A 25803-nucleotide genomic window follows, 5' to 3' on the forward strand; every position below is an offset into this window, starting at 1 on the left:
AGCCATCTTGTAAAAGATGGCTCTTTTTTTTACATAGAACAGATTTCAAAAAAGCCATTAAATAGAATAAAGCTGTATTTTTGCATTAAATAAACAGGAGCTACCTATTTATTATTTATGGCAAATAGAATGACAAGTTTTAAACAAAAATTAACAAGAAAAAATATCTTCAACAGCATATTCATCGCCCTGCTGTTACTTGTTTTATTTGTCCCATCTGCCAAAGCATTAATGCTACAAGGCTTAATGGAAATAGGTTTATTCAAACCCAGTCTTACTAGCAAAACTTCAACTACTACTACCGATTTAGCTGCTATAAAATTTAAAACTGCCAAAGGCGAAATCGTTAGCCTTGCCGATTTACAAGGCAAAGTAATTTTCCTCAACTTTTGGGCAACCTGGTGCCCGCCATGCTTAGCAGAAATACCATCCGTTAATAAACTATACGAGCAATATAAAAACGATCCAGAAGTTGTCTTTTTATTAGTTGATGCCGACAGTGATTTTCCTAAAGCACAAGCCTACATGGATAGAAAGAAATACAAACTACCAGTGTATAACTTCGCAAGTAATTTACCCGAAAGCATATTTAAAGGATCATTGCCAACCACAATCGTATTCGATAAAAAGGGTAGAGTTTCTTTTAACGGAGAAGGAGCAGCCAACTATTCAAGCCCAAAATTTATTACATTTATTAATCAACTAAAAGAGTTAAAAAATTAATTTAGCCCACAGTTAATGGTTCATAGTTTATAGCCAACATGTCTATCAACCATCTACCATTAGCCATTAACAAAAAAACATGCAACAACCATTTGATTTAGAAATAGGCGATATCAATTACGCCATTTTCCCAGAAGGAAATGATATTTATATAGTATTTAAAGACGGAAAAGAATACGCTCAAATTCAAAAAGACGATGCCGAACAGTGGATAAAGTTTGATAAAGAAACCGCAATCCCTGTCTTTGAATACGACGAAGAAGTGAATCAAATCGGCAAACTTATCTCCGCTTATTTGCTAAATCCAGAGCAAGAAGAAGAGGATGATGATCTAGAAGATTAAGAATAATGGACGAATCATTCTATGTTAAAGTAAACGGCATTATTTACGAAGTTATTCCAGAAGAAAACAATACCTACACCATTTTTAAATGGGGAGCAGAGTATACACAAATTGTTCGCAACAAAAACTTAAAATGGATGCGAATTGATTATAAAACCGATATGCCAATTGTAGAAGTAAACGATGAGGTAGAAGATATTGGCGAAGCAATAGTTAAACATTTAGCATAAGTATTTTAAAACATAAGCCAACGTAATTGTTTTAGTTGAGATGAGAAAATTGCTCCAAAAGCTATTTAGTGGTTTCGTTGTTAAGATGGCAAACAAATATGCGTCTCGACCAAATAGCATACGGATACACCAAGCATTAACTACACTTTTTAAAAGTATTAACGAACAACCTGGTAAAAAGGGTCTGCTTATTAATTTTAATGCAGACGATAAGTTTATTATTTTCTCTGATCAACACAAAGGCGCACGTAATTATGCAGATGATTTTAGTTTTTGTGAGCACAATTACCTAGCAGCCTTAACTTATTACAACCAAAACAACTATCAGTTAGTTAGTTTAGGAGATAGCGAAGAACTTTGGAAAAACACACTCGAAGCCGTAAAGAAGAATAATAAAAAGACTTTCGAACTCGAAAAATGTTTTTTGCAAAGAAATGCCTTCATCAAAATATTTGGCAACCACGATTTGTATTGGGATAATGACCCCCTTGCAAGTTTTCAACTCGAAAGCATATACGGTCAAAAACTTAAAGTTTACGAAGGATTAGTGCTCCAAACCATCATTAGCAACAAACCCTTACAATTATTTCTAACACATGGCCATCAGGGTGATATGCAGAGCGATGGAAACTGGTTTAGCAAATGGTTTGTGTCCAACGTTTGGGCACCGTTTCAAGCCTATTTACGCATTAATCCAAATACCCCAGCATTTAACAATCAACTCAAATCAACACATAACAAGTTAATGTACCAATGGGCTTCTACACAAGAAGCGGTATTAATAACTGGACACACGCACCAACCTGTTTTCAATTCATTAACGCATTTAGAACGTATTTACATTAAGCTAAACGAGGCCATTAAACAAAACGACGAAGCAGCCCAGAAGAAACTGCACGAACAAATGTTTAAGGAAAAGATAAATGGCGCAGAAGTTCCAGAATTTAAAGCCCTACGTTCTAATTATTTTAATAGCGGCTGTTGCTGTTTTAATGATGGAGATATTACCGGATTAGAAATAGCTGATGGAAAAATCAGACTAATAAAGTGGGAGTATAAAAACGAAAATCAACCCATTAGAATACTTTTAGAAGAAACAGAATTGGCTGGGTTACTAAATACTATTTAATAGGTATAACCGACAAAGGAGAGAGAAATACACAATGCGATAAGCTAATCGTCTTTGCAAGGCTTGTTCTTCACAAGTCGTGGCAATCTCCATCAAGCTTACGCTAGAATAATAACCGCTACTTATTTAACTCTTTAAATGAAGAAGTATTATAATAATATTGTTAATACAATAAAAATGGCTTAATTATTGTTATTTAAATATAATAAAATATTAAATAAGCAATAAAATGAAAAAAGCAAGCATTGTACTAATTGTAGTCGGAATTGTTATGGCAATTGTAGGGAGTTTTATATTTAATAACCTTAATTATGTAAATGCCGTAGATGCACATGCATGGAGCATTAACATAAATGGAATAAGATCTTTCCCTTGGATAGGTTTTCTTGGAGGCGTACTTTTAGTTATTGGAATTATCTTTAATATATCTGCAAAAGGAAACAAAAGCCACTAATAGCAAAGCAATTTTGCTACAATCAAGTTTAATAAATTCAAAACGCTGCACTATTACAAAGGTTCTTTGTAAACTGTTTATGTCGTTCTGTAATATTACAGAGGCGCTATGTAATATTACATAGACACATTGTAATACTACAAAGTCTCTTTGTAAACTGCTTTTATCACTATGTAATACTACATAGGCACATTGTAATATGCTTTTGTCATTATGTAATTTTACAAAGACGCATTGTAATATAGCAAAGTCTCTTTGTAAAATGCTTTTGTCATTATGTAGTATTACAGGAAAGATGTGTAAGCTGAAATTGCTCGATTGTTGGTGAGTTTATTGCCATTTGAGACGTTAAGTTATTGCTGTTCGAGATGTTAAGCGAAGCGCATCTCGAACTTAAAGATAAAAGGGATTTCCAATCCCAAATGTTATTCTATTTCCAGTTCTAGTTTTCCTTTTCTTATTCCATAATAATCTCCACAACTACTATAAACATATTCTTCTTCCTTCTCTACTAAACCTGCCCTAACTGGATTTTGGTGAATGTAATTTAATTTTGTTTCAAAAAAGCTGGCGCTGAATATTTCTTCTCCATAATAACCTTCTTGCCAAAATGAAATTTCTCCTTCACTAACTAAAAGCCAAAGCAGCCATCTTTTTCGACTTTCATTTGTATTATTAGTTATTGCTTCAACAATTTTTGTAGCAGTATATTTCTTAAAATCTCTAACGATATCACTTAGTTTATTTTTATTGCTACTAACAATCATGTGAATATGATTGCTCATCAAAACCCAGCCGTAAACTTGTAAGCCTTTATTTTGATGACAATGCCTAATACTATCCAATACTATTTCTCTGTATATATCTCTTGTGAAAATATCAACCCATTGGTTTACAGTACAGGTGATAAAATACTGTCCTTTTTGGTTTTTAATAGTGTATGTTAATCCCATATTTGTTTTTAGGGGGATTGGAAATCCCTTTTATCTTGAGTACGAGATGCGATTCGCTTAACATCTCGAACAGCATTTATAAATCAAACCCTACCCAGCCCAACTTTCCCTATCCAAGCTTCTATAATGAATAGCCTCTGCTAAATGTTCCGCTTCAATGGCTTCGCTTCCAGCTAAATCTGCAATAGTGCGAGAAACTTTTAAAATACGATCATAAGCCCTTGCAGATAAGCCCAATTTTTCCATTGCTCGCTTAATTAAAACTTGCCCAGTTTCATCAATTACACAAATTTGTCGTACCATATTTGGGCTCATTTGCGCATTAAAATGTAGCACATTATTTTCAGCAAAACGTTTGTCTTGCACTTCTCTAGCTTTCATTACCCGTTTTCTAATTTCGCTGCTTTTTTCCGCATCGCGGGATGAAGATAGCTCGGTAAAATTAACGGGTGTAACCTCTACATGTAAATCTATTCTATCTAATAACGGTCCAGATATTTTACTCAAATACTTTTGTACAATGCCAGGGCCGCACAAACATTCTTTTTCTGGGTGATTAAAAAATCCACAAGGACAAGGGTTCATCGAAGCCACCAACATAAAACTTGATGGATATTCTACCGAGAATTTAGCCCTAGAAATACTTACTTTTCTATCTTCTAAAGGCTGACGCATGACCTCGAGTACCGAGCGCTTAAACTCTGGCAATTCATCTAAAAACAAAACGCCATTATGTGCCAAAGAGATTTCTCCAGGCTGCGGGTTCATTCCTCCGCCAACCAAAGCCACATCGGAAATTGTATGATGAGGAGAACGATAAGGTCTTTCGGTCATTAATGCATTAGCAACTGGTAGTTTCCCCGCTACCGAATAAATCTTGGTGCTTTCTAAGGCTTCTTGTAAATTAAGTGGGGGCAAAATGGTTGGCAATCGTTTAGCCAGCATGGTTTTTCCAGCTCCCGGCGGACCAATTAAAATTACGTTGTGTCCACCAGCTGCGGCAATTTCTAAAGCTCTTTTAATATTTTCTTGCCCTTTAACATCAGAGAAATCTTGCTCATAACTATTTATCTGACGAAAAAATTCTTCTCTTGTATCTACAACAATAGGCTCAGGTTTTTCTTTTCCATTAAAAAAATCAATTACTTCGGCTAACGTTTCAATTCCGTAAACAAGTAACTCGTTTACAATACCAGCTTCTCTAGAGTTCACTTTGGGTAAAATGAAACCTTTGTAACCATCGTTACGAGCTTGTATGGCAATTGGCAAAGCGCCCTTAATACTTTGCAAGCCTCCATCTAAAGAGAGTTCGCCCATAATAAAGTATTGATCCAGTTCATCTGTTTTAATTTGTCCAGAAGCTGCTAAAATTGCAATGGCGATGGACAAGTCGTAAGCCGAACCTTCTTTTCTTATATCCGCAGGTGCGAGATTTACAACAATTCGTTGTCTTGGCATATGATATCCTGAAGTTCTGATAGCACTTTCTACCCGAAACATACTTTCTTTCACGGCGTTATCGGGCAGGCCAACCACAAAATATTTGGTGCCACTTACAATACTTACTTCAATTGTAATGGTTAAAGCATCCACACCATAAACGGCACTTCCATAGGTTTTTACAAGCATAGTTTACAATGTATGCAATGCAAAAGGGATTTATAGATTCCTTTTTAAAATTGAAACTATAGGGCAATTTCTTTAAGTATAAGGGATAGAATTTTCCTTTTAGGAAATAACAGGGATAAAATATTATACCATCTAAGACATCTTAGTAATCCTAAGTTTTTCTTTTTCTCTAAGAAGCCCTTAGGTTTCTAAGGTGGTGAAATAAAACCACAAAAAAAATCCCGGAACTTTCGCAACGGGATTTTCTAGTTTATGTTTAAACCTACATTCTACCTTGTGGCATCTTTGGCATATTTTTCATCATTTTTGCCGCTGCCGCTGGATTTGAAAACTGCTTCATTACTTTGCGCATATCTTCAAATTGTTTAATCAGTTTGGTTACTTCTTCAATTTTATTACCCGAACCTTTTGCAATACGCAAACGGCGACTTTGTTGTATGCTATCTGGGTTTTCTTTTTCAAAAGGAGTCATCGATTGGATAATTGCTTCTACATTTTTAAAAGCATCATCTTCGATATCAACATTTTTCATCATTTTACCTACACCAGGTATCATGCCCATCAAATCTTTCATGTTACCCATTTTCTTAATTTGCTGAATTTGGTTATAGAAATCATTGAAATCGAATTTATTCTTACGAATTTTCTTCTGCAATTCTGCCGCTTCTTTTTCATCAAACTGCATTTGAGCACGTTCAACCAAGGAAACAACATCACCCATTCCCAAAATACGAGAAGCCATACGATCTGGATAGAAAACATCCAGCGCTTCCATTTTCTCGCCAGTACCAATAAATTTAATTGGTTTGTTTACAACAGATTTAATAGATAAAGCAGCTCCACCACGTGTGTCACCATCTAATTTGGTTAAAACAACACCAGTAAAATCTAATCTGTCGTTAAATATTTTTGCTGTATTTACCGCATCCTGACCAGTCATGGCATCAACCACAAATAAAATTTCATGAGGTTTCGTTTGTGCTTTCACCTCAGAAATCTCATTCATCAAACTTTCGTCGATAGATAAACGACCCGCAGTATCAATAATAATTACGTTATTGTTGTTCTTTTTACCTTCAGCAATACCTTCTAAAGCAATTGCAATCGGATCTTTCGAAACAGTATTTGCATAAACAGGCACACCAATTTGCTCACCTAAAATCTGCAATTGATCTACCGCAGCAGGGCGATAAACGTCACCAGCAACCATTAAAGGTTTTTTACCTTTGCCTTTTAAATGCAATGCAAGCTTACCTGTAAATGTGGTTTTACCCGCACCATTTAAACCTGCAATTAATATAATAGTTGGATTGTTTTTAGTATCAAGTTCTGTAACCTCACCACCCATTAAAGCAGCAAGCTCATCGTTCATTACTTTGGTCAATAACTGACCTGGAGAAACTGCCGTAAGTACATTTAATCCTAATGCCTTCTCTTTCACATCATCTGTAAAAGTTTTAGCTGTTTTATAATTTACATCGGCATCTAATAAAGCTTTCCTAATCTCTTTCATGGTTTCAGCCACGTTGATTTCGGTAATACTTCCTTGTCCTTTTAAAACTTTAAATGCTCTGTCTAGCTTATCCTGTAAATTTTCAAACATTTCTATAATGCTTAGTTTTCTAAAAAATTGTAAGCTACAAAGTTATCAATTTTGCACGAAAGGCATAGCAACATTCTTCATCTTTAAGACATTTCATTTCGAGATAAAAATATTTTTCCAATGTCATGCAACATTTCGTAGTGAAGTACTGTCTTATAGTGAACAAACAAACCAAATGAAACTAATTTTTACTTGCCTTATATTAGCTTTATGTGCACCAACTAGCTTTGCACAAAGTACCCCATCCAAGAAGAAAGTTCAAGCAAAAAGAACTTCCGTAAGCCCAAAGATAGATGGTTTTTTAGATGATGCCGTTTGGGATGGAGTTCCAATAGCCACAGATTTTGTAGAGAATAGACCAGTCCCTGGTCGTGTGGAACCCAAAGAAGGCAGAACCGAAATAAAATTTTTGTACGATGATTATGCCATTTATGTTTCGGCCAGAATGTACGATAAACCTGATAGCGTTGTACATGAATTAGTTGCTAGAGATAATATTGGCAATGCCGATTTTATAGGCGTTGTTTTCGATACTTTCTTAGATGGACAGAATGGCAATGGTTTTTTTGTTACAGCCGCTGGTGTTCAATTCGATGCTAAATATTCACTTATTGGAGATGAAGATCCGAATTGGAATGCAGTTTGGGAAAGCGCAGTAAAAATTGATGATAAAGGTTGGACGGCAGAAATGAAAATTCCTTATTCCGCATTGCGATTTTCTAGTAAGGATATTCAAAACTGGGGAATGAATGTTACCCGTAAAAGAACAGGAACTAACCGACAAACTTTTTGGAATTTTGTAGATCCGAAAGTAAGCGGTTTTATTAATCAAAGTGGTGTTTTAGAGGGTTTACAAGGCATTAAAGCCCCTTTGCGCTTGTCGTTTTCGCCTTATGTTTCTACACTAATTAGTAATTATCCATATAATACTCCAGGGATAAAAAACACACAAGCATCTATTAATGGTGGTATGGATGTAAAATATGGTATTAACCAAAGTTTCACTTTAGATATGACGTTAATCCCCGATTTTGGTCAGGTACAGAGTGATTATCGTGTATTAAACCTTACACCATTTGAGGTAAAATTCAATGAAAACCGTCAGTTTTTTACTGAAGGGACAGAATTATTCAATAAAGGAGATTTGTTTTATTCTAAAAGAATTGGGTCAATTCCATCATATTTTGATAAAAGCGGATTAAAATCTACTGATAAAGTAATTAAAGACCCTCAAGAAGGAAAAGTATTAAATGCGACTAAAATTTCGGGACGTACTTCTAAAGGATTAGGAATAGGGGTTTTTAATGCGATTACGAATAAAATGTACACAGAGGTAGAGGATCCGACAGGAAATAGTAGCCGATTTGAAAGCCAACCGCTAACCAATTACAATATTTTTGTATTAGATCAATCGTTAAAAAACAACAGTTCTGTTAGCGTAATTAATACCAATGTATTGAGGCATGGAAGTGCTTATGATGCAAATGTGAGCGCTGCACTTTTTAATATTAACGATAAAAAGAATGCTTATTTTATTAATGGTGCTGGTAAAATGAGCTATTTAACTGCAGATCCAATTAAGGAAAATCGCAATGGTTATAGTTATGAATTGCAACTAGGAAAGAAAAGCGGAACGTATACATTTAATTATAAGCAAGAATTTTCGGACACCAAATTCGACCCATCTGATATGGGATTTTATACCAATAATAACTTCTTCAATCAATCTGTAAATTTTGCATACAACGTTTATAAACCAGGCAAATGGTATAATCAAATTCAGGCATGGACTGAAGTAGAATATTCGAGGAGGTTTAAGCCCGGCGATTATCAGAGTTTAGGTTTTTTCCCAGGCGTATATGTTCAGTTTAAAAATCAATGGTCGGCGGAATTGAATGCAAATGTGTTGGCAAAATCAAATGATTTTTATGAATCTAGAAATGGACAAGTTTATAAAGCTCCAGCAAGTTACCGTTTGGGAATTTATATCAACCCAAATAGAGCAAAAGCCTACAATTTTGGAGGAAATATAACCAGAACTAAGGTAGATTTATTTGATGGCGTTAACTATAATTTTTACTTCTTTCAGAATTTTAGAGTGAGTGATAAATTGGCGTTTGGTTTAGATTTAAACTTTAATCCGAGTTATGATTTTGTAAGCTGGGTAGGATTTAATGGTGCGCAATCTGTTTTTTCTAGATACGATAGAAACACAGTTGAAAACACGATGGATGCTAAATATAGTTTCAGCAATAAAATGGGAATTCAGTTGGGCGTAAGACATTATTGGTCTGACAGAAGAAATAAAGAGTTTTATGCATTAAATACTGCTGGCGGATTAAACGCATACACTGGCCCAGCTTTGCAAAATGTGGACAGAAACTATAACGTTTTTAATATTGATTTGGCTTATGTTTGGCAATTTACACCAGGTAGTGAGTTAAGTATTACGTACAAAGATGCTGCAGAAACTAACGATAAATTCTTAACCAAACGTTATGGCAAAAACTTTGATAAAGTAATATCTGGACCTCAAAATAACAGTTTATCTATCAAGGTATTATACTATATAGATTATTTGGGCTTGGTGAAAAAGAAAAGTAAGTAGGTTGTTCACATTGGCTCATTGGTGTCATCAGTTCATTAGGCTAAATGCCTAAGCATCATGTACAAATGAACAAGTGAGCCAATGAATTAATAAACCATTTTACCTCGGAAAAATGAACATTAAACCTAGGGCTAGTGTTTGGCTACCCTGAATTTTAAGATCAGTATCTCTATCGTATAAACCAACACCAGTAAGAGAAACATTCATAAAACGATTAATTTTTGCTACAACATTTACATCTAATCTATGATCTATATGCCCAAAATTATCGTAAGGAATAAACATGTTATAACGCGTTTTTAAGGTAACATTTTGAAAAATCTCCTTTTCAAAACTAGTTACAATCTGAAAAGCCAGTTCATTTCTAAAACTTTTACCTTTTGGCACACCGAAATTAATCGCATTTTTTTGTTGAAGCACGCTATCTAACACAAATGTTTGACGGGCAGTTCCTGTACCAATACGAGTAGAGAAATACTTAGTTGGTTTATATTCAAAACCTATAGATTCTGTTAAATAACCCGGTGCCATGAATTTTGAAATGAGCGTTTCCTTTTCATTCCCTTGCGCATCTTTACTGTAAGAAAATCCTTTGTCAAATTGCGATTCAAAATTAATCGAACCAAAGAAATACCAATTTTTTGAAAGCTGTATAGCCGCTTTGTTGTCCCAATAAATACGATCGGTTGTTTTCTTTTGTAATTGACTTTTGTTTTTTACTTTGCCATATTGCAAAATAACTTCGCTCACATAGCTGTAACTTTCTTTGCTGTATTCGGCTTTATAATTTACCAAACCGCCAATAGCTAATGAATTTACGCCGCCACCTTTCCAATTATCACTAAATGATGCTTGGTTAATGTTAATACCAACGGATGTTTTGGTTTTCCAGTAATTTATTTTTGCATCTACTAATGCTGGACTTAATTTAACAGGCTGAAATTGTAAAGTTCCCATCCTAGAAGGAAGTGGACTACGTTTCAACTTGATATCCAAATCTTTTGTGGGAATAGGAATGGTGTCTACTTCTTGAGCAGCGAGATGAGAGGAAAGCGCAAAAACGATTAGGAAAGTAAGTAATAGGTTTTTCATTTGTATTGCAAATAAAAACAAAAATTATGCGGAATAAAAAGATTTATGATAAAACATGTGGTAACATCTTCATTGATAGCATGCAAAGCAAACTTCTATTTTAAAAAGTTTATCCAGCTATACCATTTCCTGCTGGATAAATAATTCAAATCATGTTCAAAATGATACGCCTCTCTTTCAAAAGAAATGTTAAAATAAGCCTGGTAATGGTTTTTATATTTAACAAGGTTGATGAAATAATTTAGTAGGTATAAGAAGTAGAAGGGGAAAACCAATAATTCCAGCTGTTGCCGAAGATGTATTTGCTCGTGATTGATTAAGGTTGCATCTTGTTTTTGAGCTTTATTTTTTAACAAGATAAAAGGAAATATTGCCATCGCATTTGCGGATAAATTGGGCAATATGATAAACCAAAACCTCATTGATTTTGATAACTGAGATTTGGCGCACTCATTTTTGGTAAACTTGGTAATCTAAACATAGCTGGATTCCTTTTATAAGAAGCAAAACTATTTTTAACATATTGTACAAAAGAGTAATCAGAAGCTGATAAAACAAATTGGTATGTTGGCCTATATTGCAACATAAAATCACTTAACTCAGTATCGTTTGTTGTAACAACTGATCTTATATAATCTGGTCTAAAGCGATAATCTATAATGGCTTCACGATAATCTCTTTCTAAAATTGCTTGCAAATGCCGAGCATTTTTGCCCTGTCTACTCAATAAATTGTAAATCGCATCAATACCTAAACCTACGCCGCCCAAACCAACGTTCAATAAATCACTTGTATTGCCTTTATCAAGCGCATATTTATAATCTTTTAAGGTTTTTGTGTATTGATCTTGAGGACTTAGCGCCTTGCCATAAATTTTCACTTCTTTTAGTTTAATACTTAAAGATTTTAGCTGAAAAACGATAGCGGATTGACCTTTATAAATCACGGTATCCATTCCATAACCACCGAGAGCAGCAAAAAGCGTATCACCAACTTTTACATTGCTAACAAATTCTCCTTTGTTGTTGTTATAAATCCCATCATCGTTTGTAGGATTGTAAATATAAACCTTTGCTAATCTCAGTTTGCTATCCTTATCCACCACAAAGCCCTGCACAGGTTTGGTTTGTGCAAAAAGTTGAAAAGAGCAAAGTGCTAACAATAAGAAAAGACCCGAGAATTTCATTTGTTTAACAAAACTACAATATGTTAGAAATAGTTATGTCTTTCTTAACATTATTTAACTACCAAAAGTTTTTGGCCAATTTTAATACCATTGTCGTTTAATTTGTTCAAAGCCTTTAATTCATCAACAGTTAATTTGTATTGTTGAGCAATTTTAAATAAAGTATCACCTTGTTTAACAGTATAATAACTTTCGGTACTTGTTGCAGTTGGAGAAGTTGGCGGATCTTTTGGCGCTACATCAACAGGTGTAAACTTTTTCTTTTCTACCGGAATATTCGCATTTATCTGTGTAAAAACGCGATCTTCTCGTGAAATTTTATCGCTTTCGCTCTCAGGCTGATCATATAGATATAATTTATACTTCTCAATAACTGTTATCAACATTTCTGGATATTTAGGGTTTGTGGCATATCCAGCAGTCTTTAATCCTTGCGCCCAATTTTTATAATCGTTCTTATCTAATTCAAATAAGAAGCTATAACGCTTACGTTTTAAAAACTCAGAATGATCTTTGTATGATTCTCTCGCATCTTTATACACTCTAAAACAATCATTACTCTGGTCATCATCTTTGTAATATGCTTTTCCTTTCCATTCTGCAGTACATTTAATGCCGAAATGATTATTTGCATATTTAGCCAAACTACTATTTCCACTACCCGATTCTAAAATACCTTGAGCTAATGTAATACTTGCCGGAATTCCATATGCATTCATTTCTTCTATCGCCACAGCTTTAAAAGCATCAATATAGGTTAAGGTAGTGTAAGTTGTAAAATCTGGATTTTCCTTATTTGCAGCTTTTTCAATTTGCTTGTTATTGCGACTATATTGTCTCGATTTACAAGCGCTAAAAAATAAAACAGCAATAGCTAAAAGGAGCGTAATTTTTCTCATTATAATTTAATTTTCTGACCAGGTTGCACAACTGCCGATTTCAATCCATTTTTTCGCATTAAAGCTGTCGATGTTGTACCGTTTCTTTCTGCAATTTGATTTAAATTTTCACCAGATTTTATCGTATAACTTTTACTTTTTTTAGCAATTGATGAACGTGATTTTGTACGGCTACTTCTAGTTGATTTTGCCACAATATTTGTTGCAGGAATTACAGTTTCCATATAATCATCAGGTCGATCATCGTATTTATACAATTCATATTTCTTTATTAATGCAATAACTTGCGACGCCCATGTACGACTACTTGCATACCCTCCACGCTGAATTCCTCTTGCCCAATTTTTATAATCATATTGATCATATTTAGTAAAAAGCACATTATAATAAGTCCGATCACGTAAAAAAGAAACGAAATGATTATAAGAAGAATCTACTGTCGGATAATCTCTATATGCAGAGCGAATTTCATTACTATTATTTGGCCCTTTTACCCCGAAATGATTATTTAAATAACGAGCAATTTTACTTTTGCCTGCGGCAGATTCGTGAATAGCAACACCTAAAATTATACTTGCGGGCACTTGGTATATTCGCATCAATTTTTGAGCATAATCAACATGTTCGGCTATATAATCTTGTGTAGTTTGTGCTTTAACAAAAATAGAGGTTAATAATAGAATGAATAAAGTAATCGTTTTTTTCATTGTTTGTCGATTTAACTTAACTTCCGAATTACAAAAAGCCCATCTCTAACGGGTAATATTAATTTTTCAACTCTTTTATCTGCAGCAATTTGATCATTAAAACTGCTAATGTTTTTGGTGTCTTTGTCTTGTGCATTATTTAATACTTTTCCGCTCCAAAGCACATTATCTACAATGATGATTCCGCCAGGTTTTACTTGGTCGAAAATTAAATCGTAGTACGTTCCATTGTTCTTTTTATCAGCATCTATAAAAACTAAATCAAATGTTTCGTTATCTAATGTTTTTAAACTTTGTTGTGCATCGCCAATGGTATATTTTATTTTAGAATTTAATGGTGATTTTGCAAAATTTCCTCGAACCATTTCTTCTAGTTCTGCATTAATATCTAGGGTATAAATAATCCCATCTTCCGTTAATCCTTCGGCTAAACATAGGGTAGCGTAGCCCGTAAAAGTGCCAATTTCTAAAATCCTTTTAGGCGAATTCATTTTGCTTAGCAAACTTAAAACACGACCTTGATAATGCCCACTTAACATGCGAGGCATTAACACTTTAAGATGAGTTTCTCGATTTATTTGCTGTAGCAATTCATCTTCTGGCTCGCAGTATTTTAACAATAAATTTTGTAATTCTTCGCTAATCATTGTGTTTATAAACGGTGTTGTTCCATAAAATATTGCAAAATTATTGTCGCCGCTATCGCATCAACCCTTCCTTTATCTCTTCTGTCGCTCTTTTTAAATCCGCTTTGCATAATAGTTTGCTCTGCTAATTTAGACGTATAACGTTCATCTATCCAGTGCTGCGGAATAGTAGGAAAGTTCTTTTTTAGAATGGTAGAAAAGCCTTTTACATGCTGTGCAGATTCCGACGGCGAACCATCCATTTGTTTAGGATCTCCAATTACAAAAGCCTCAATCTGCTCGGTAAGCATATATTTTTTAAGGTATTCGAGAATATCTTTTGGGTGTATGGTATCCAAACCCGTTGCAATAATTTGCAAAGGATCTGTTACGGCAATGCCGATACGTTTGGTGCCATAATCAAAAGCGAGGATGCGTGCCATAAAATCAAAGATATGATTTTTGACGAAATTGGATTTTAACTTTGACAAAGCTTAGTCACAATATGCATGCTGCTTTGTCAAAGTTTGAGATTGAATATTACGTTCCCGCTCTATTAATTTCATCTCCCGCACCGCCGGTAGAACGTTTAGCTGGTTTAAGTGGTTTACCAAAACGATAACTGAAACCAGCATTAATTACTTGACTATCTCGCCATAAAATGAAGTATTCGTTTGCACTAGGGAAATCGGTCATTCCCTCCATAGATTGAGTGTAAAAAATATCTCTCGCTGTTAATCTTAATATTCCTTTTCCTTTTAGAATAGTTTTAGCCAAACCCGCCGACACTTGTCCGGTTGGCGATAATAATTCTTGTAAATCGTTACGATTTTTAGTGGTATAAAACCCAGAAATTTCCCCGTTTAAAGTTTTGCTTAGCTTAAACTGATTATTCATACTCGTGTGCAATTGTTTTACAGACGATTTATAATTCACATTCTGATAACCGCTTAATTTTTTATAATTGAAATTACTTTGAGCGGTTAACGACCACCATTTAGCAGGCGAAACCTGTAAAGTAACAGATGCACCAAAATTATACATTTGTCCAACGTTTCCTTCTGTATACACCAAAATATCATCACCTTCGGATAAAAATAATTGAGAGAAATAATTTTTAATTCCGCTATATGAAACGGCAGTTGTTAAGAGTTGTTTATATGAATGACTCAACTCAAAATTCCAAGTGTATTGTGGTAAAAAGAATGGATTTCCACGTTGATAAGTATATTTATTGATGATAAAAACAAAAGGATTTAATTTCTGATATGCCGGACGATCTATTCTACGACCCGCAGTAAAAGAAAATGAGTTTGCCGAATCAACTTGATAGGATAAATATCCCGATGGGAAGAAATCTTGATAATTTTTAGAAAAATTACTTCCTGCTTGCGATGCATTACCTAATTGGTTTCCAGTGTAATGGGTGTTTTCATAACGAACGCCGAGTTGATAGCTGAAACGATTAATTTTATGCTCTAAACTGCTATACACAGAATTGATGTTTTCTTTGTACAAAAAGTGGTTACTTTTCTTAAGGTCCTCTTTCCAATTTGTTCCATCAAACAACTCATAATTTGCGGTATTGTCGGTATTAATAGATGAAGATTTCGCACCAGCTTCAAATTTTGCATTTTTTCCCAGCTGCAAAGTATAATCGACCTTGGCTGAAAATATTTCTAGTTTAGAAGGAATATCTCCACGCGAACCTTGATTATAAGCAACCGCTCCAGTACGGATATTTTGAAAATTTTGATCGTTATCAATAGTGTACTTAAGATAATCTACATCAAAACCAATATCTTGAGTTTTAGTGATATTGTGTCTACCATATACATTTACTGCACCGTTCCTTAATCTAAAATCGCTCCCGCTATAGGTCGTAATGGCCGAATCAATTGCTTTTTGTGGACTTAGCCAAGTCGCAACCGCATCGCCAGCGCCCTTACGGGCTACTAAACTACCAGAAAGGGTAAGCCCAAAAGTTGTTTTTTCTGATGCATAAAAATCTAGTCCAGTTTTAAGAGAATTGTTATGACCCTCGTTTCCTAAATAAGAAGGCTGATCTAATGCAGAAGTAACGGCACCTTGGTTATCAAAATATTGACGATACGCATAAATAGAGGTAAAGTTTTTATTGTAATTGAAACCATAATTCATAAATGTGTTTATTCTGCCTTTTCTGAAATTTAGAACTAACGAATTGTTGTTTTTCAAATATTTCCCTTGACCGATATTGGTTAAGAAGTTTCCATTAAAACCTTCTTGTTTATTCTTTTTGGTTTTAATGTTGATGATCCCTGCATTTCCGCTCGCATCATATTTTGCAGATGGACTAGTAATTAATTCGATCTGATTTACTTGTGCAGAACTCATACTTCCCAACAAATTGCTCAATTCCGTACCCGATAAATAAGTTGGTTTATCATCAATTAATACCAAAACACTTGGCTTTCCTTGCAAACTAATTCCACCATTTTTATCTACCATAACTCCTGGAGATTTTTCTAACACTTCTAAAACCGTGGTCCCAGCATTGGTAATTGCGGCATCAACATTTATAATGGTTTTGCCTTGTTTGCGCTCAATCAGTTGTTTCTTGCTCGTAATGGTTACTTCTTTTAGTTTTTTTGCGCTCGTATCGGGTTTTGTGGTTTGTGCCATCACCGTAAAGCAATTCACAAAGCAGAATAATATTAAAAAGAGTCTAATTAATAGTTTCATTTGTGTGTGTTTATTTGCAGTTCTCAATAACTTGTTGAAGTAAGTTTTTCATTTGTTGAACAGCTTCTTCATTAATATTTTTCAGGGCGGTGGTTCTATTCTGAATAGCGATTTCGTTCACATCTATTGTGATTTTTTTGCCGCTTCCGGTTAATGTTAAATTTACCCTTCTCCTATCTGAGGGATGAATTTCGCGAATTAAATAACCTGCATTTATCAATAATTGAATAATGCGTGTGATAGATGCATTGTCTTTAAAAACAATTTTGCTAATATCGTTTTGAGTTATATCGGGATTTTCAGCAACGCTTTTTAAAATGAGCCATTGGTCAATTGTAATATCGTATCCAGCTTTGCGTACATTTCGTTGTGCAAACTGATTATAAGTTCTAAAACACTTATCTAAAGTGTAAAGTAGTGTGTCATTTAATTTTTCCATGGTGTTTCCTATCACAAAAATATAAATGCATCATCAATAATTGATATATCAACAATTATTTTACAAAAGTCTTTGCTCCTTGTTCTTTGTTCATTTCTCCAAACTATTTCTTATTTTGCACCAATGCAGTTTAAAGAGATAATTGGACAAGAGAGCTTAAAAAAACAGTTGATACAAACCATTGTAGAAAACAGGGTAAGTCATGCGCAATTGTTTTTATCTGCCGAAGGAAGTGGCGCTTTACTCTTGGCAATTGCCTATGCGCAATACATCAACTGCCAAAATAAAACAGACATAGATAGTTGCGGCGAATGTTCTTCTTGTCGCAAATACGAAAAATATATTCATCCAGATTTACATTTCTCCTATCCTTTTTTCGCGTCAAAAGATGTAAAAATTGCAGTAGATGTGTTGGAAGAATGGCGTAGTTTATTACTCGAAGATCCTTATTTCGATTTGGATATTTGGCGTTCAAAATTGAGTGCAGAAAATAAACAAGCCAACATTAACATTGCCGAGTGTCACGATATCATCAAAAAATTAAGCTATAAAGCTTTCGAAGCAGATACAAAAGTATTGATTATGTGGCTGCCGGAATTTTTGGATAGAGAAGGAAATGCATTACTAAAAATTATAGAAGAACCGCCTGCAAACACCTTATTTATTTTAGTCGCTCAAAATCAAGAGCAAATTTTATCGACTATTTTATCGCGTACGCAGATCGTTAAAATTCCAAAATTAGCAGATGCTGATATTGAAAATTATCTCATTCACAAAGCACAATTATCAGATAACCAAGCGGCAGAATATAGTTTTTTGGCGGATGGAAATTTGATAGAAGCAAAGGCATTATTAAATGATACGCCCAACAACAATGCAGGTTATTTTACGGAATGGTTGCGTATGGGTTTTGGAAATAAAGTGCCAGCAATGATTGCTTTTACCGATACAGCAGCAAGTTGGGGCAGAGAAAATCAGAAGAACTTTTTAAAATACGGCATCAACTTTTTACGCGAATGTAGTTTGTTGTTAAGCGGAGCTGATGATCTGGTAAAGTTGCCACATCAAACCTTAGAAATCGCAGTAAAACTTTCCACAAATGTGCTAAATTTAGCCATGGTAGAAGCGCTAATTAACGAGTTGGAAAAAGCGCATTACCACATCGAGCGCAATGCGAATCCAAAAATTCTGTTTTTAGATGTATCTTTACAACTAGTAAAAATAATTAAGTTTAAAACGTTCCCGAAAGGGACTCAATATATATACAATTAATATGGGATGTGGAAGTTGTTCGACAGGTGGCGGTTGCGCCCCCTCTGGTTGCAAAAGTAATGGCTCATGTCTTACTGGCGGATGCCAAAAAATGGAAGTACACGACTGGCTATCAAATTTGGATATGCCCGCTAATTATATACCTTTTCAAGTTGTTGAAGTAAAATTTAAAGGCGCTAGAAAAGAATTCTTTTTAAATAACGAAAATATTTACCTCGAAATAGGCGAACTAGTTGCTGTTGAAGGCGCAACTGGCGGATATGATATTGGCCATATTTCCTTAACGGGAGAATTGGTGCGTATGCAAATGAAACGTCGCAAAACGCCACTAGACCAAGTAACTCGTAAAATATATCGTAAGGCTACAGAAGCTGATGTAGATAAATGGAAATTGGCTAAGGATATGGAATGGGAGACCATGCATAAAGCCCGTACTTTGGCATTAGATTTACGTTTGTCGATGAAAATTAGTGATGTAGATTATCAAGGTGATAAAACAAAAGCAACGTTTTTTTATACAGCAGAAGGTCGTGTAGATTTTAGAGAGTTGATTAAAAAAATGGCTGAAACTTTCCGAATCAGAATTGAAATGCGCCAAATTGGAATGCGTCAAGAAGCGGGTCGTTTAGGTGGAATTGGCTCTTGCGGCCGCGAATTGTGCTGCTCAACATGGTTAACAAATTTCAAAACAGTCTCTACAGCGGCGGCTAGATATCAAAACCTTTCTTTAAACACCTTAAAACTTGCAGGACAATGCGGTAAATTAAAATGTTGTTTAAACTATGAGTTAGATACGTATTTGGATGCGTTGAAAGATATTCCAGATCGTATTGAATCGTTGCAAACTGAAGTTGGTGTTGCTCGTCATCAAAAAACAGACATCTTTAAAAAATTAATGTGGTTCAGTTACGCCAATCAAGAAGATTGGATTCCGCTTAAAGTTGACCGTGTAAAAGAAATCATGGCAATGAATAAAAAAGGTGAAAAACCAGTTAATTTGAAAGACGAAGCAGTTGAATTAAAAACAACAACAATAGTTGAAAAAGTACACGATTATGAAAATGTGGTTGGTCAGGATAGTTTAACTCGTTTAGACGACAGAAATAAAAACCGCAACAATAACAATCGTAATAAAAATAACAATAATAGAAACGATCGTAGTCGCAACCAGCCTCAAGGTAATTTGCAGCAACAGCCAAGGCCTGCACAACAGGCAAAACCTGCGCCACAAGCTAAACCAGTACAGCAGCCAAAATCGCAAGTTCAAAAACCTGTAGTAGAAGGAGCAGCTCCAGCAAATCCTAATTCACCAAAACCGAATCGGAACAATAAAAACAGAAATAAAAACCGCAATAAAAACAGACCTACAGATTCATCATCTGAAAAGCCTAAAAATGAATAAAATGAAGTTTATATTGCCTTTATTAATTGTATTGCTATTCCTTGCGGGATGCGGCGACAACGATTTAGTGGATACCAATATGAGTATTTCTGATAATAGCTGGACCTATGCGAACAGTACAAAAGCGACGGTAGAAATTAAAAATCCAAACCAATCGTATCAATTTTATTTTAAACTTCGCCATACTACAGATTATCGCTATGCCAACCTATATGTAGTGATGCATTTAAAAGGAAATGGTTTGAATAAAAGTACACGTTATCAATTTAAACTAGCCAAAAATGATGGCGAATGGTTGGGCAAAGGTTCAGGAAATTTGTACACTTATAATTTCCCCCTATTAACTAATTATCGTTTCGAGAAACCCGGAAAATACGAAATAGAAATAGAGCAAAACATGCGTGATAATCCATTAATTGGTATTAGCGATGTTGGCATAACTGTAGCAAAAGAAGGAGATTAATTACCTATAACTCGGTATTTCAAATCGACGCGATAAATCATAATTTGCTGTAGAAAACTTTAAAATTTATTAAATGAAGAACTTTGTATGGGCAATTTGCCTTTTCATGATAACTACATCTGCCACAGCTTCAGAAATTAATTTCTTAGATAACCCAGTTTGGAGTACTGTTTTAGAAAAAGCGAAGAAAGAAAATAAAATGATTTTCTTAGATGCTTATGCAACTTGGTGTGGTCCTTGCAAAATGATGGATGCGGAAACGTATAAAGATCAAGCCGTTGCTGATTATTACAATGCCAATTTCATCAATGTAAAATACGATATGGAAAAAGGTGAAGGAATACTATTAGCACAGCAATTTTCTGTTGAGTCCTATCCTAGTTTATTATTTATCAATACCGATGGAGCGATGCTTCATAGGGGTGTTGGATATCTCGATGCGCCAGCGTTTGTTGTATTAGGAAAAGCGGCTAAAAATCCAGCATTACAATACGCTGTTGTAAAAAAGAAAGCATTGGAAATGACGAATGCTGAATTTGTAAAATTTGCTAGTGATGCTGTAAAGTTTCAGGATGAAGATTTCGATCAAATTAGCGAGGATTATTTAGCTAAACAAGCTGATATTTTAGGGAATGCAGACTTAATCGATTTGATTATGAATTATGCTAATTCCTTACCAGATCAAAAATCTTTAGCCTACATAGTGAATAACAAAGTTAAAATATTGCAAACTGGGAATTATACAGAGGATGATTTCACTGAACGTATGATTAGCTTAACACTGGGCTATTCACTGTCTGCACACGAACAACTAGATGATGAAAACTTGGATTTTGAGATAGTTAAAACATTACTAGAAAAATATGTTCCTGAAAAGGCTTTTTTCGTGTACAATTATTTTAGAGCACAATACTTATTAGATAATAAAGAAGCTGACGAAGCAATTTCAGCATTTGATGCTATTTTAATAAATACACCAACAAAAGTAACTTTCGATCAGGTGTGTAATGCCATGATGAATGTAGGTCCAATTTTATTAAGCGAAGGGAAGTTAGATGCAACTTTAAAAAAGTTTGAAGATATAAAGCTAGCCGATAAAGATGCGGATAAAGGTTACATGAAAGATTTTGTGAAAGCAATTATCTACATTAAAGTTAAAGATTTTGAGAAATTTAAAGCGGTTGCGACTACAATGATAGCTAGTGCTGGAACACCAGAAAAAATTAAAGAAGACTTAAAATCTGTATTAGAAAGAATACAATAATGTTCATTGGCTCATTAGTTCATTGGGAAGTATGCTTAGGCGTTTAGCTTAATGAACTAATGAACTATTTCAACCAGTAAACTTTAAAGTAAATACAATAATTGCTCTAAAGCCATTCCTCGGCTACCTTTTAGCAATACCAAATTAGCTACAACAGGATTTTCTTGAAGATAAACCGCCGCCTCTGCAGGAGTATTAAAAAAATGACCAGTATACTTTTCTTTATACGCGTAAAAATCTTTACCAATAAAAATTAGCGTTTCAATATTGCTTTGCGAAGCTAGTTTCGCGATGAGTTCATGCTGTTCTGGAGATTCCGCACCTAACTCAAACATATCGCCCAAAATGGCAGTTTTATGAGCTGAACTTAGCGATTTCAAATTGTTTAAAGCGGCACTCATGCTACTTGGATTAGCATTATAAAAATCACAGATAACTGTATTTTTCTCAGTTTTTGATAATTGAGAACGGTTATTATTCGGAAAGTAATTAGCCAAACCTGTGTTAATTTGTTCAGGACTTAATTCAAAGAAATGACCAATACAAATCGCTGCCAAAATATTCTCGAAATTATAGGTGCCCGTTAAATTAGCTTTTGCCTGATAATGGGCATGGTGAGTTGCCCACTCAAATTCAATTAACGGATCACTATGTTGTAATTTTCCGCTAATCGAGTTTTCTTTTTCACTTCCATAATAAACCACTTTGTTTAATCCAGCAACCTCACTCATTTCTAGTAAATAAGGATTATTGCGATTAATAAATGCAAAACCATGATGCGCTTTTAAATAAGCAAATAATTCGGCCTTGCCTTTTTTAACACCTTCAAAACCACCAAAACCATCTAAGTGCGCCATACCAACATTGGTTATTAAACCATGCGTAGGTTGCGCAATTTCACACAAAAATTCTATTTCTTTCTGATGATTTGCACCCATTTCTATTACCGCAATTTCTACATCATCTTGTAAAGATAAAATGGATAAAGGAACACCAATATGATTATTTAAATTCCCTTTGGTGGCGAAAACTTGGAATTTTTCTGCTAATACAGCTCTAATTAACTCTTTGGTGGTGGTTTTACCGTTACTTCCTGTTAAGCCAATAACTGGAATATTTAACTGTTTTCTGTGGTGTTTTGCCAAATCCTGCAAAGCAGTTAACACATCAGCAACCAAAATACATTGGTTATTTATCGCATATTTTGCATTATCTATTATTGCAAAAGCCGCACCCTGATCTAAAGCTTTTTCGGTAAAAGTATTGGCGTCAAAATTATCACCTTTCAGCGCAAAGAATAAACAACCTTCAGTAATGGTTCTTGTATCCGTACAAATTGTACTATGTTTTAAATAATGTTGGTAAAGCTGTTCGGTAGTTGCCATTTCGCAAAGCGGATAAATATTCATCGTAAAATTACAAATGCAAAGACAAATTCAACTATTCTTTTTAGTATTATTGATAAATATTCCTGTTGTATGAAGAATTATCTGCTTTGCCTACTGTTTTTAAGTTTTAGCGCTACTGCGGTTTTAGCTCAAACACCATCGCCCGATGAATTTTTAGGTTATCCGTTAGGTAGTCGTTTCACGCCACATCAAAAAGTGGTAGATTATTTTAAAAAAGTAGCCTCAACAAATAAAAACATCCAATTACAGACTTACGGAAAAACTTACGAAGGGCGTGAATTAGTACTCGCTGTAATCTCTGATAAAGATAACATGGATAAGCTAGAACAAATTAGAACAGCTAATTTGAGTTTGGCAAATGCAGATAAAAGTGGTGTAAAAATAGCCAAACAACCTGCAATTTTATGGTTAAGTTATAATGTACATGGTAACGAAGCGAATTCTACTGAAACAGCCATGAAAGTTTTATACACCTTGGCATCGGCAAAAGATAATAATACCGCAGCGTGGTTAAAAAATACAGTGGTGATTATAGATCCTTGTTTAAACCCTGATGGTAGAGAAAGGTACGTGAGTTATTTTAACATGGTAAGTGGAGTTTTGCCAAATCCAGATCCCTCAGCTCGAGAACATAGCGAACCTTGGCCGGGCGGCAGAGTAAACCATTATTATTATGATTTAAATCGCGATTGGGCTTGGCAAACACAAGTAGAAACACAACAAAGGTTAATCGCATACCATAAATGGATGCCACAAGTGCACGTAGATTTCCATGAGCAAAGTTACAATGAGCCGTATTATTTTGCGCCGGCGGCAGAACCTGTTCATCAAGATATTACACCTTGGCAAAGAGAATTTCAAATCACCGTAGGAAAAAACAACGCTAAATATTTTGACGAAAACGGATGGCAGTATTTTACAAAAGAACGCTTTGATCTTTTATATCCATCTTATGGCGATACCTACCCACTTTACAATGGCGCAATTGGAATGACTTATGAGCAAGGAGGAATTAGAGCCGGACTAGCCGTAATTACAGCAGATGGAGATACGCTGACATTGAAAGATAGAATTGACCATCACTTTACCACATCAATGGCTACGTTAGAAACAGTTTCTACACATGCAGAGAAATTGATAAGTGAGTTTAAAAAGTACTTCGAACAAAGTGCAATAAATCCACCGGGAATTTATAAAACCTATATTGTAAAAGCACAAAACATAGCAAGATTGCGTAAAATGGCTGAGCTGCTGAAAAGAAATCATATTGCCTTTGCCTTTGGCGCTGATCGTACTTTGAACGGCTATAATTATGAAAACCAAAAGCTAGAAAATTTTAAAGTAGACCGAAACGATTTGATTGTTAATTTGCAGCAGCCACGTTCGGTACTAGCAAATGTGCTTTTTGAACCTCAAACCATGGTAACCGATTCTAACACCTATGATATTACAGCATGGGCATTGCCTTACGCCTATGGTTTAAAAGCGTACGCAGTTAAAGAGCCGGTATCAGGAAGTTTCACATTTATAGAAGAGAAAAAAGAAAATGTTCCTGTAATTGCTAAACCATATGCTTGGGTTATGCCATGGAATGCGGTAGCAGATGCACAAATTTTGATCGCCCTACAAAAACAGAAAATAAAAGTTCGCCTAGCGGAAGAAGGATTTACAATTGGAGGAAAAGTATATCCAGCGGGTTCTTTATTAATTTATCGTACCGAAAACGAGCGGAATATCAAAGAATTTGGAACAAAGTTGATGCAAATAGCGAAAGACAATAACGTTGCTTTTTATCCCATTGCGAGTGGTTATGTAGAAAAGGGAAAAGATTTTGGTTCGTCAGTTTACCGACTTTTAACAGCGCCGAAAATAGCAGTAGCTACTGGACAGGAAGTTTCATCACAGAGCCTTGGAGAGGTGTGGCATTTCTTCGAACAAGAATTGAACTATCCAGTAAGTTTAATTAGCGTACAAAGCGCAGCGTATTTAGATATAAATAAAATTAATGTATTGATTTTGCCAGACGGCACGTATTCAGAAAAATTGGCAGACCAATTAAGCGGATGGATTAATGCTGGTGGAAATCTTATTTTAATGGAAGATGCAATTACCTCAATGGTGGGCAAGAAACCATTCGATATTAAGAAGAAAGAATATCCTAAAAAGGATGAAAAAGAAAGTAACGAACGTAAATACGCTGAAAAAGACAAAGATGATTTGCAGAACTCTATCCCTGGAGCAATATATAAAGTGAGTCTAGATCAAAGTCACCCACTTGCTGCGGGTTTGGGTAACTATTATTATACCTTAAAAACAGACGAAAGAATTTACGAACCTTTAGAAAATGGATGGAATGTGGGCACGTTAAAAGCAAACAGCTATATGGCTGGCATTGCAGGGGAAAAAGTGAAGAAGAAATTAGCTACAGGATTATTATATGGTGTACAGCAAGCTGGCAGAGGAACTATAGTTTATTTAGGTACTGATGTCTTATTCCGCTCTTTCTGGGAAAATGGGAAGCAATTATTTACCAATGCAATTTTTTTAGTGAATTAGAATAAAGTTAAACTTTCACTCTATCACGTCATTCCCAACTTGATTGAGAATCCTAATGCAATAGTTAACATTTAGCGCATTACGATTCCCGT

The 25803-nt window shown here is 34.8% G+C and carries 23 protein-coding genes; 11 read left to right on the forward strand and 12 right to left on the reverse strand.

Annotation, left to right across the window (positions count from 1 at the left end; genetic code table 11):
- Positions 1 to 117: 117 nt before the first annotated feature.
- The 5 genes from GM921_RS12545 to GM921_RS12565 all read left to right on the forward strand — a co-directional run bounded on the left by GM921_RS12545 (position 118) and on the right by GM921_RS12565 (position 2879).
- Complete coding sequence (locus GM921_RS12545) at positions 118 to 723, forward strand: TlpA family protein disulfide reductase (RefSeq protein ID WP_235969830.1); 606 nt, start codon at positions 118 to 120, stop codon at positions 721 to 723.
- A gap of 79 nt (positions 724 to 802) precedes the next feature.
- The gene (locus GM921_RS12550; protein ID WP_182922981.1) at positions 803 to 1066 is read left to right on the forward strand and encodes a hypothetical protein; all 264 of its coding nucleotides are present in this window, start codon (positions 803 to 805) and stop codon (positions 1064 to 1066) included.
- Between the two features lie 5 nt (positions 1067 to 1071).
- The gene (locus GM921_RS12555; RefSeq protein WP_182922982.1) at positions 1072 to 1296 is read left to right on the forward strand and encodes a hypothetical protein; all 225 of its coding nucleotides are present in this window, start codon (positions 1072 to 1074) and stop codon (positions 1294 to 1296) included.
- Positions 1297 to 1336: 40 nt separating this feature from the next.
- The gene (locus GM921_RS12560; protein ID WP_182922983.1) at positions 1337 to 2425 is read left to right on the forward strand and encodes a metallophosphoesterase; all 1089 of its coding nucleotides are present in this window, start codon (positions 1337 to 1339) and stop codon (positions 2423 to 2425) included.
- Positions 2426 to 2654: 229 nt separating this feature from the next.
- Complete coding sequence (locus GM921_RS12565; protein WP_182922984.1) at positions 2655 to 2879, forward strand: hypothetical protein; 225 nt, start codon at positions 2655 to 2657, stop codon at positions 2877 to 2879.
- Between the two features lie 425 nt (positions 2880 to 3304).
- On the opposite strand, the gene GM921_RS12570 is transcribed toward GM921_RS12565, so the two are convergent.
- From GM921_RS12570 to ffh, 3 genes are all read right to left on the reverse strand, one after another.
- On the reverse strand, positions 3305 to 3832 hold the full coding sequence (locus GM921_RS12570; RefSeq protein ID WP_182922985.1) for an REP-associated tyrosine transposase: 528 nt from the start codon (positions 3830 to 3832) through the stop codon (positions 3305 to 3307).
- Between the two features lie 90 nt (positions 3833 to 3922).
- On the reverse strand, positions 3923 to 5461 hold the full coding sequence (locus GM921_RS12575; RefSeq protein WP_182922986.1) for a YifB family Mg chelatase-like AAA ATPase: 1539 nt from the start codon (positions 5459 to 5461) through the stop codon (positions 3923 to 3925).
- A 262-nt stretch (positions 5462 to 5723) separates the two neighbouring features.
- Entirely contained in the window at positions 5724 to 7064 is a 1341-nt protein-coding gene (ffh, locus tag GM921_RS12580) for a signal recognition particle protein (RefSeq protein WP_182922987.1), read from the reverse strand.
- Positions 7065 to 7239: 175 nt separating this feature from the next.
- Here ffh and GM921_RS12585 point away from each other — a divergent pair, with 175 nt between their 5' ends.
- Positions 7240 to 9672, forward strand: coding sequence for a DUF5916 domain-containing protein (locus GM921_RS12585; protein WP_182922988.1), 2433 nt, complete (start codon positions 7240 to 7242; stop codon positions 9670 to 9672).
- Between the two features lie 99 nt (positions 9673 to 9771).
- On the opposite strand, the gene GM921_RS12590 is transcribed toward GM921_RS12585, so the two are convergent.
- The 8 genes from GM921_RS12590 to GM921_RS12625 all read right to left on the reverse strand — a co-directional run bounded on the left by GM921_RS12590 (position 9772) and on the right by GM921_RS12625 (position 17345).
- Positions 9772 to 10764: a DUF3078 domain-containing protein gene (locus GM921_RS12590; RefSeq protein WP_182922989.1), complete on the reverse strand. Its 993-nt coding sequence runs from the start codon at positions 10762 to 10764 to the stop codon at positions 9772 to 9774.
- A 418-nt stretch (positions 10765 to 11182) separates the two neighbouring features.
- Entirely contained in the window at positions 11183 to 11950 is a 768-nt protein-coding gene (locus GM921_RS12595) for a hypothetical protein (RefSeq protein ID WP_182922990.1), read from the reverse strand.
- Between the two features lie 50 nt (positions 11951 to 12000).
- Positions 12001 to 12849 carry a glucosaminidase domain-containing protein gene (locus tag GM921_RS12600; RefSeq protein ID WP_182922991.1) on the reverse strand — a complete coding sequence of 283 codons (849 nt, stop codon included), beginning with the start codon at positions 12847 to 12849 and terminating at the stop codon, positions 12001 to 12003.
- Positions 12849 to 13556, reverse strand: a complete 708-nt coding sequence (locus GM921_RS12605) for a glucosaminidase domain and LysM peptidoglycan-binding domain-containing protein (RefSeq protein ID WP_182922992.1) — start codon at positions 13554 to 13556, stop codon at positions 12849 to 12851. Before GM921_RS12605 ends, GM921_RS12600 begins: the two co-directional genes overlap by 1 nt.
- A gap of 11 nt (positions 13557 to 13567) precedes the next feature.
- Positions 13568 to 14203: an O-methyltransferase gene (locus tag GM921_RS12610; RefSeq protein WP_182922993.1), complete on the reverse strand. Its 636-nt coding sequence runs from the start codon at positions 14201 to 14203 to the stop codon at positions 13568 to 13570.
- A 5-nt stretch (positions 14204 to 14208) separates the two neighbouring features.
- Positions 14209 to 14625 carry a Holliday junction resolvase RuvX gene (gene ruvX, locus GM921_RS12615; protein ID WP_182922994.1) on the reverse strand — a complete coding sequence of 139 codons (417 nt, stop codon included), beginning with the start codon at positions 14623 to 14625 and terminating at the stop codon, positions 14209 to 14211.
- Between the two features lie 97 nt (positions 14626 to 14722).
- Positions 14723 to 16906 (reverse strand): outer membrane beta-barrel family protein, encoded by a 2184-nt coding sequence (locus tag GM921_RS12620; RefSeq protein WP_182922995.1) that lies wholly within the window; start codon positions 16904 to 16906, stop codon positions 14723 to 14725.
- Between the two features lie 10 nt (positions 16907 to 16916).
- Positions 16917 to 17345, reverse strand: a complete 429-nt coding sequence (locus tag GM921_RS12625) for a MarR family winged helix-turn-helix transcriptional regulator (protein WP_182922996.1) — start codon at positions 17343 to 17345, stop codon at positions 16917 to 16919.
- A 123-nt stretch (positions 17346 to 17468) separates the two neighbouring features.
- Here GM921_RS12625 and GM921_RS12630 point away from each other — a divergent pair, with 123 nt between their 5' ends.
- The 4 genes from GM921_RS12630 (at position 17469) to GM921_RS12645 (ending at position 21746) form a co-directional block, all read left to right on the forward strand.
- A complete protein-coding gene (locus tag GM921_RS12630) occupies positions 17469 to 18617 on the forward strand; it encodes a DNA polymerase III subunit (protein ID WP_182922997.1) in 1149 nt (382 codons plus the stop codon).
- A 1-nt stretch (position 18618) separates the two neighbouring features.
- A complete protein-coding gene (locus GM921_RS12635; RefSeq protein WP_182922998.1) occupies positions 18619 to 20019 on the forward strand; it encodes a PSP1 domain-containing protein in 1401 nt (466 codons plus the stop codon).
- A 1-nt stretch (position 20020) separates the two neighbouring features.
- On the forward strand, positions 20021 to 20482 hold the full coding sequence (locus GM921_RS12640) for a gliding motility lipoprotein GldH (protein ID WP_235969831.1): 462 nt from the start codon (positions 20021 to 20023) through the stop codon (positions 20480 to 20482).
- A 73-nt stretch (positions 20483 to 20555) separates the two neighbouring features.
- Positions 20556 to 21746, forward strand: a complete 1191-nt coding sequence (locus tag GM921_RS12645; protein ID WP_182923000.1) for a thioredoxin family protein — start codon at positions 20556 to 20558, stop codon at positions 21744 to 21746.
- A gap of 83 nt (positions 21747 to 21829) precedes the next feature.
- Here the strand turns inward: GM921_RS12645 and GM921_RS12650 are convergent, their stop codons facing one another.
- Positions 21830 to 23131: a UDP-N-acetylmuramoyl-tripeptide--D-alanyl-D-alanine ligase gene (locus GM921_RS12650; RefSeq protein WP_182923001.1), complete on the reverse strand. Its 1302-nt coding sequence runs from the start codon at positions 23129 to 23131 to the stop codon at positions 21830 to 21832.
- A 93-nt stretch (positions 23132 to 23224) separates the two neighbouring features.
- Here GM921_RS12650 and GM921_RS12655 point away from each other — a divergent pair, with 93 nt between their 5' ends.
- Positions 23225 to 25711 carry a M14 family metallopeptidase gene (locus tag GM921_RS12655; protein WP_182923002.1) on the forward strand — a complete coding sequence of 829 codons (2487 nt, stop codon included), beginning with the start codon at positions 23225 to 23227 and terminating at the stop codon, positions 25709 to 25711.
- The last annotated feature ends 92 nt before the right edge of the window (positions 25712 to 25803 follow it).

The sequence above is a fragment of the Pedobacter planticolens genome, assembly GCF_014172375.1.
In the GTDB taxonomy this organism is placed as follows: Bacteria; Bacteroidota; Bacteroidia; order Sphingobacteriales; family Sphingobacteriaceae; genus Pedobacter; species Pedobacter planticolens.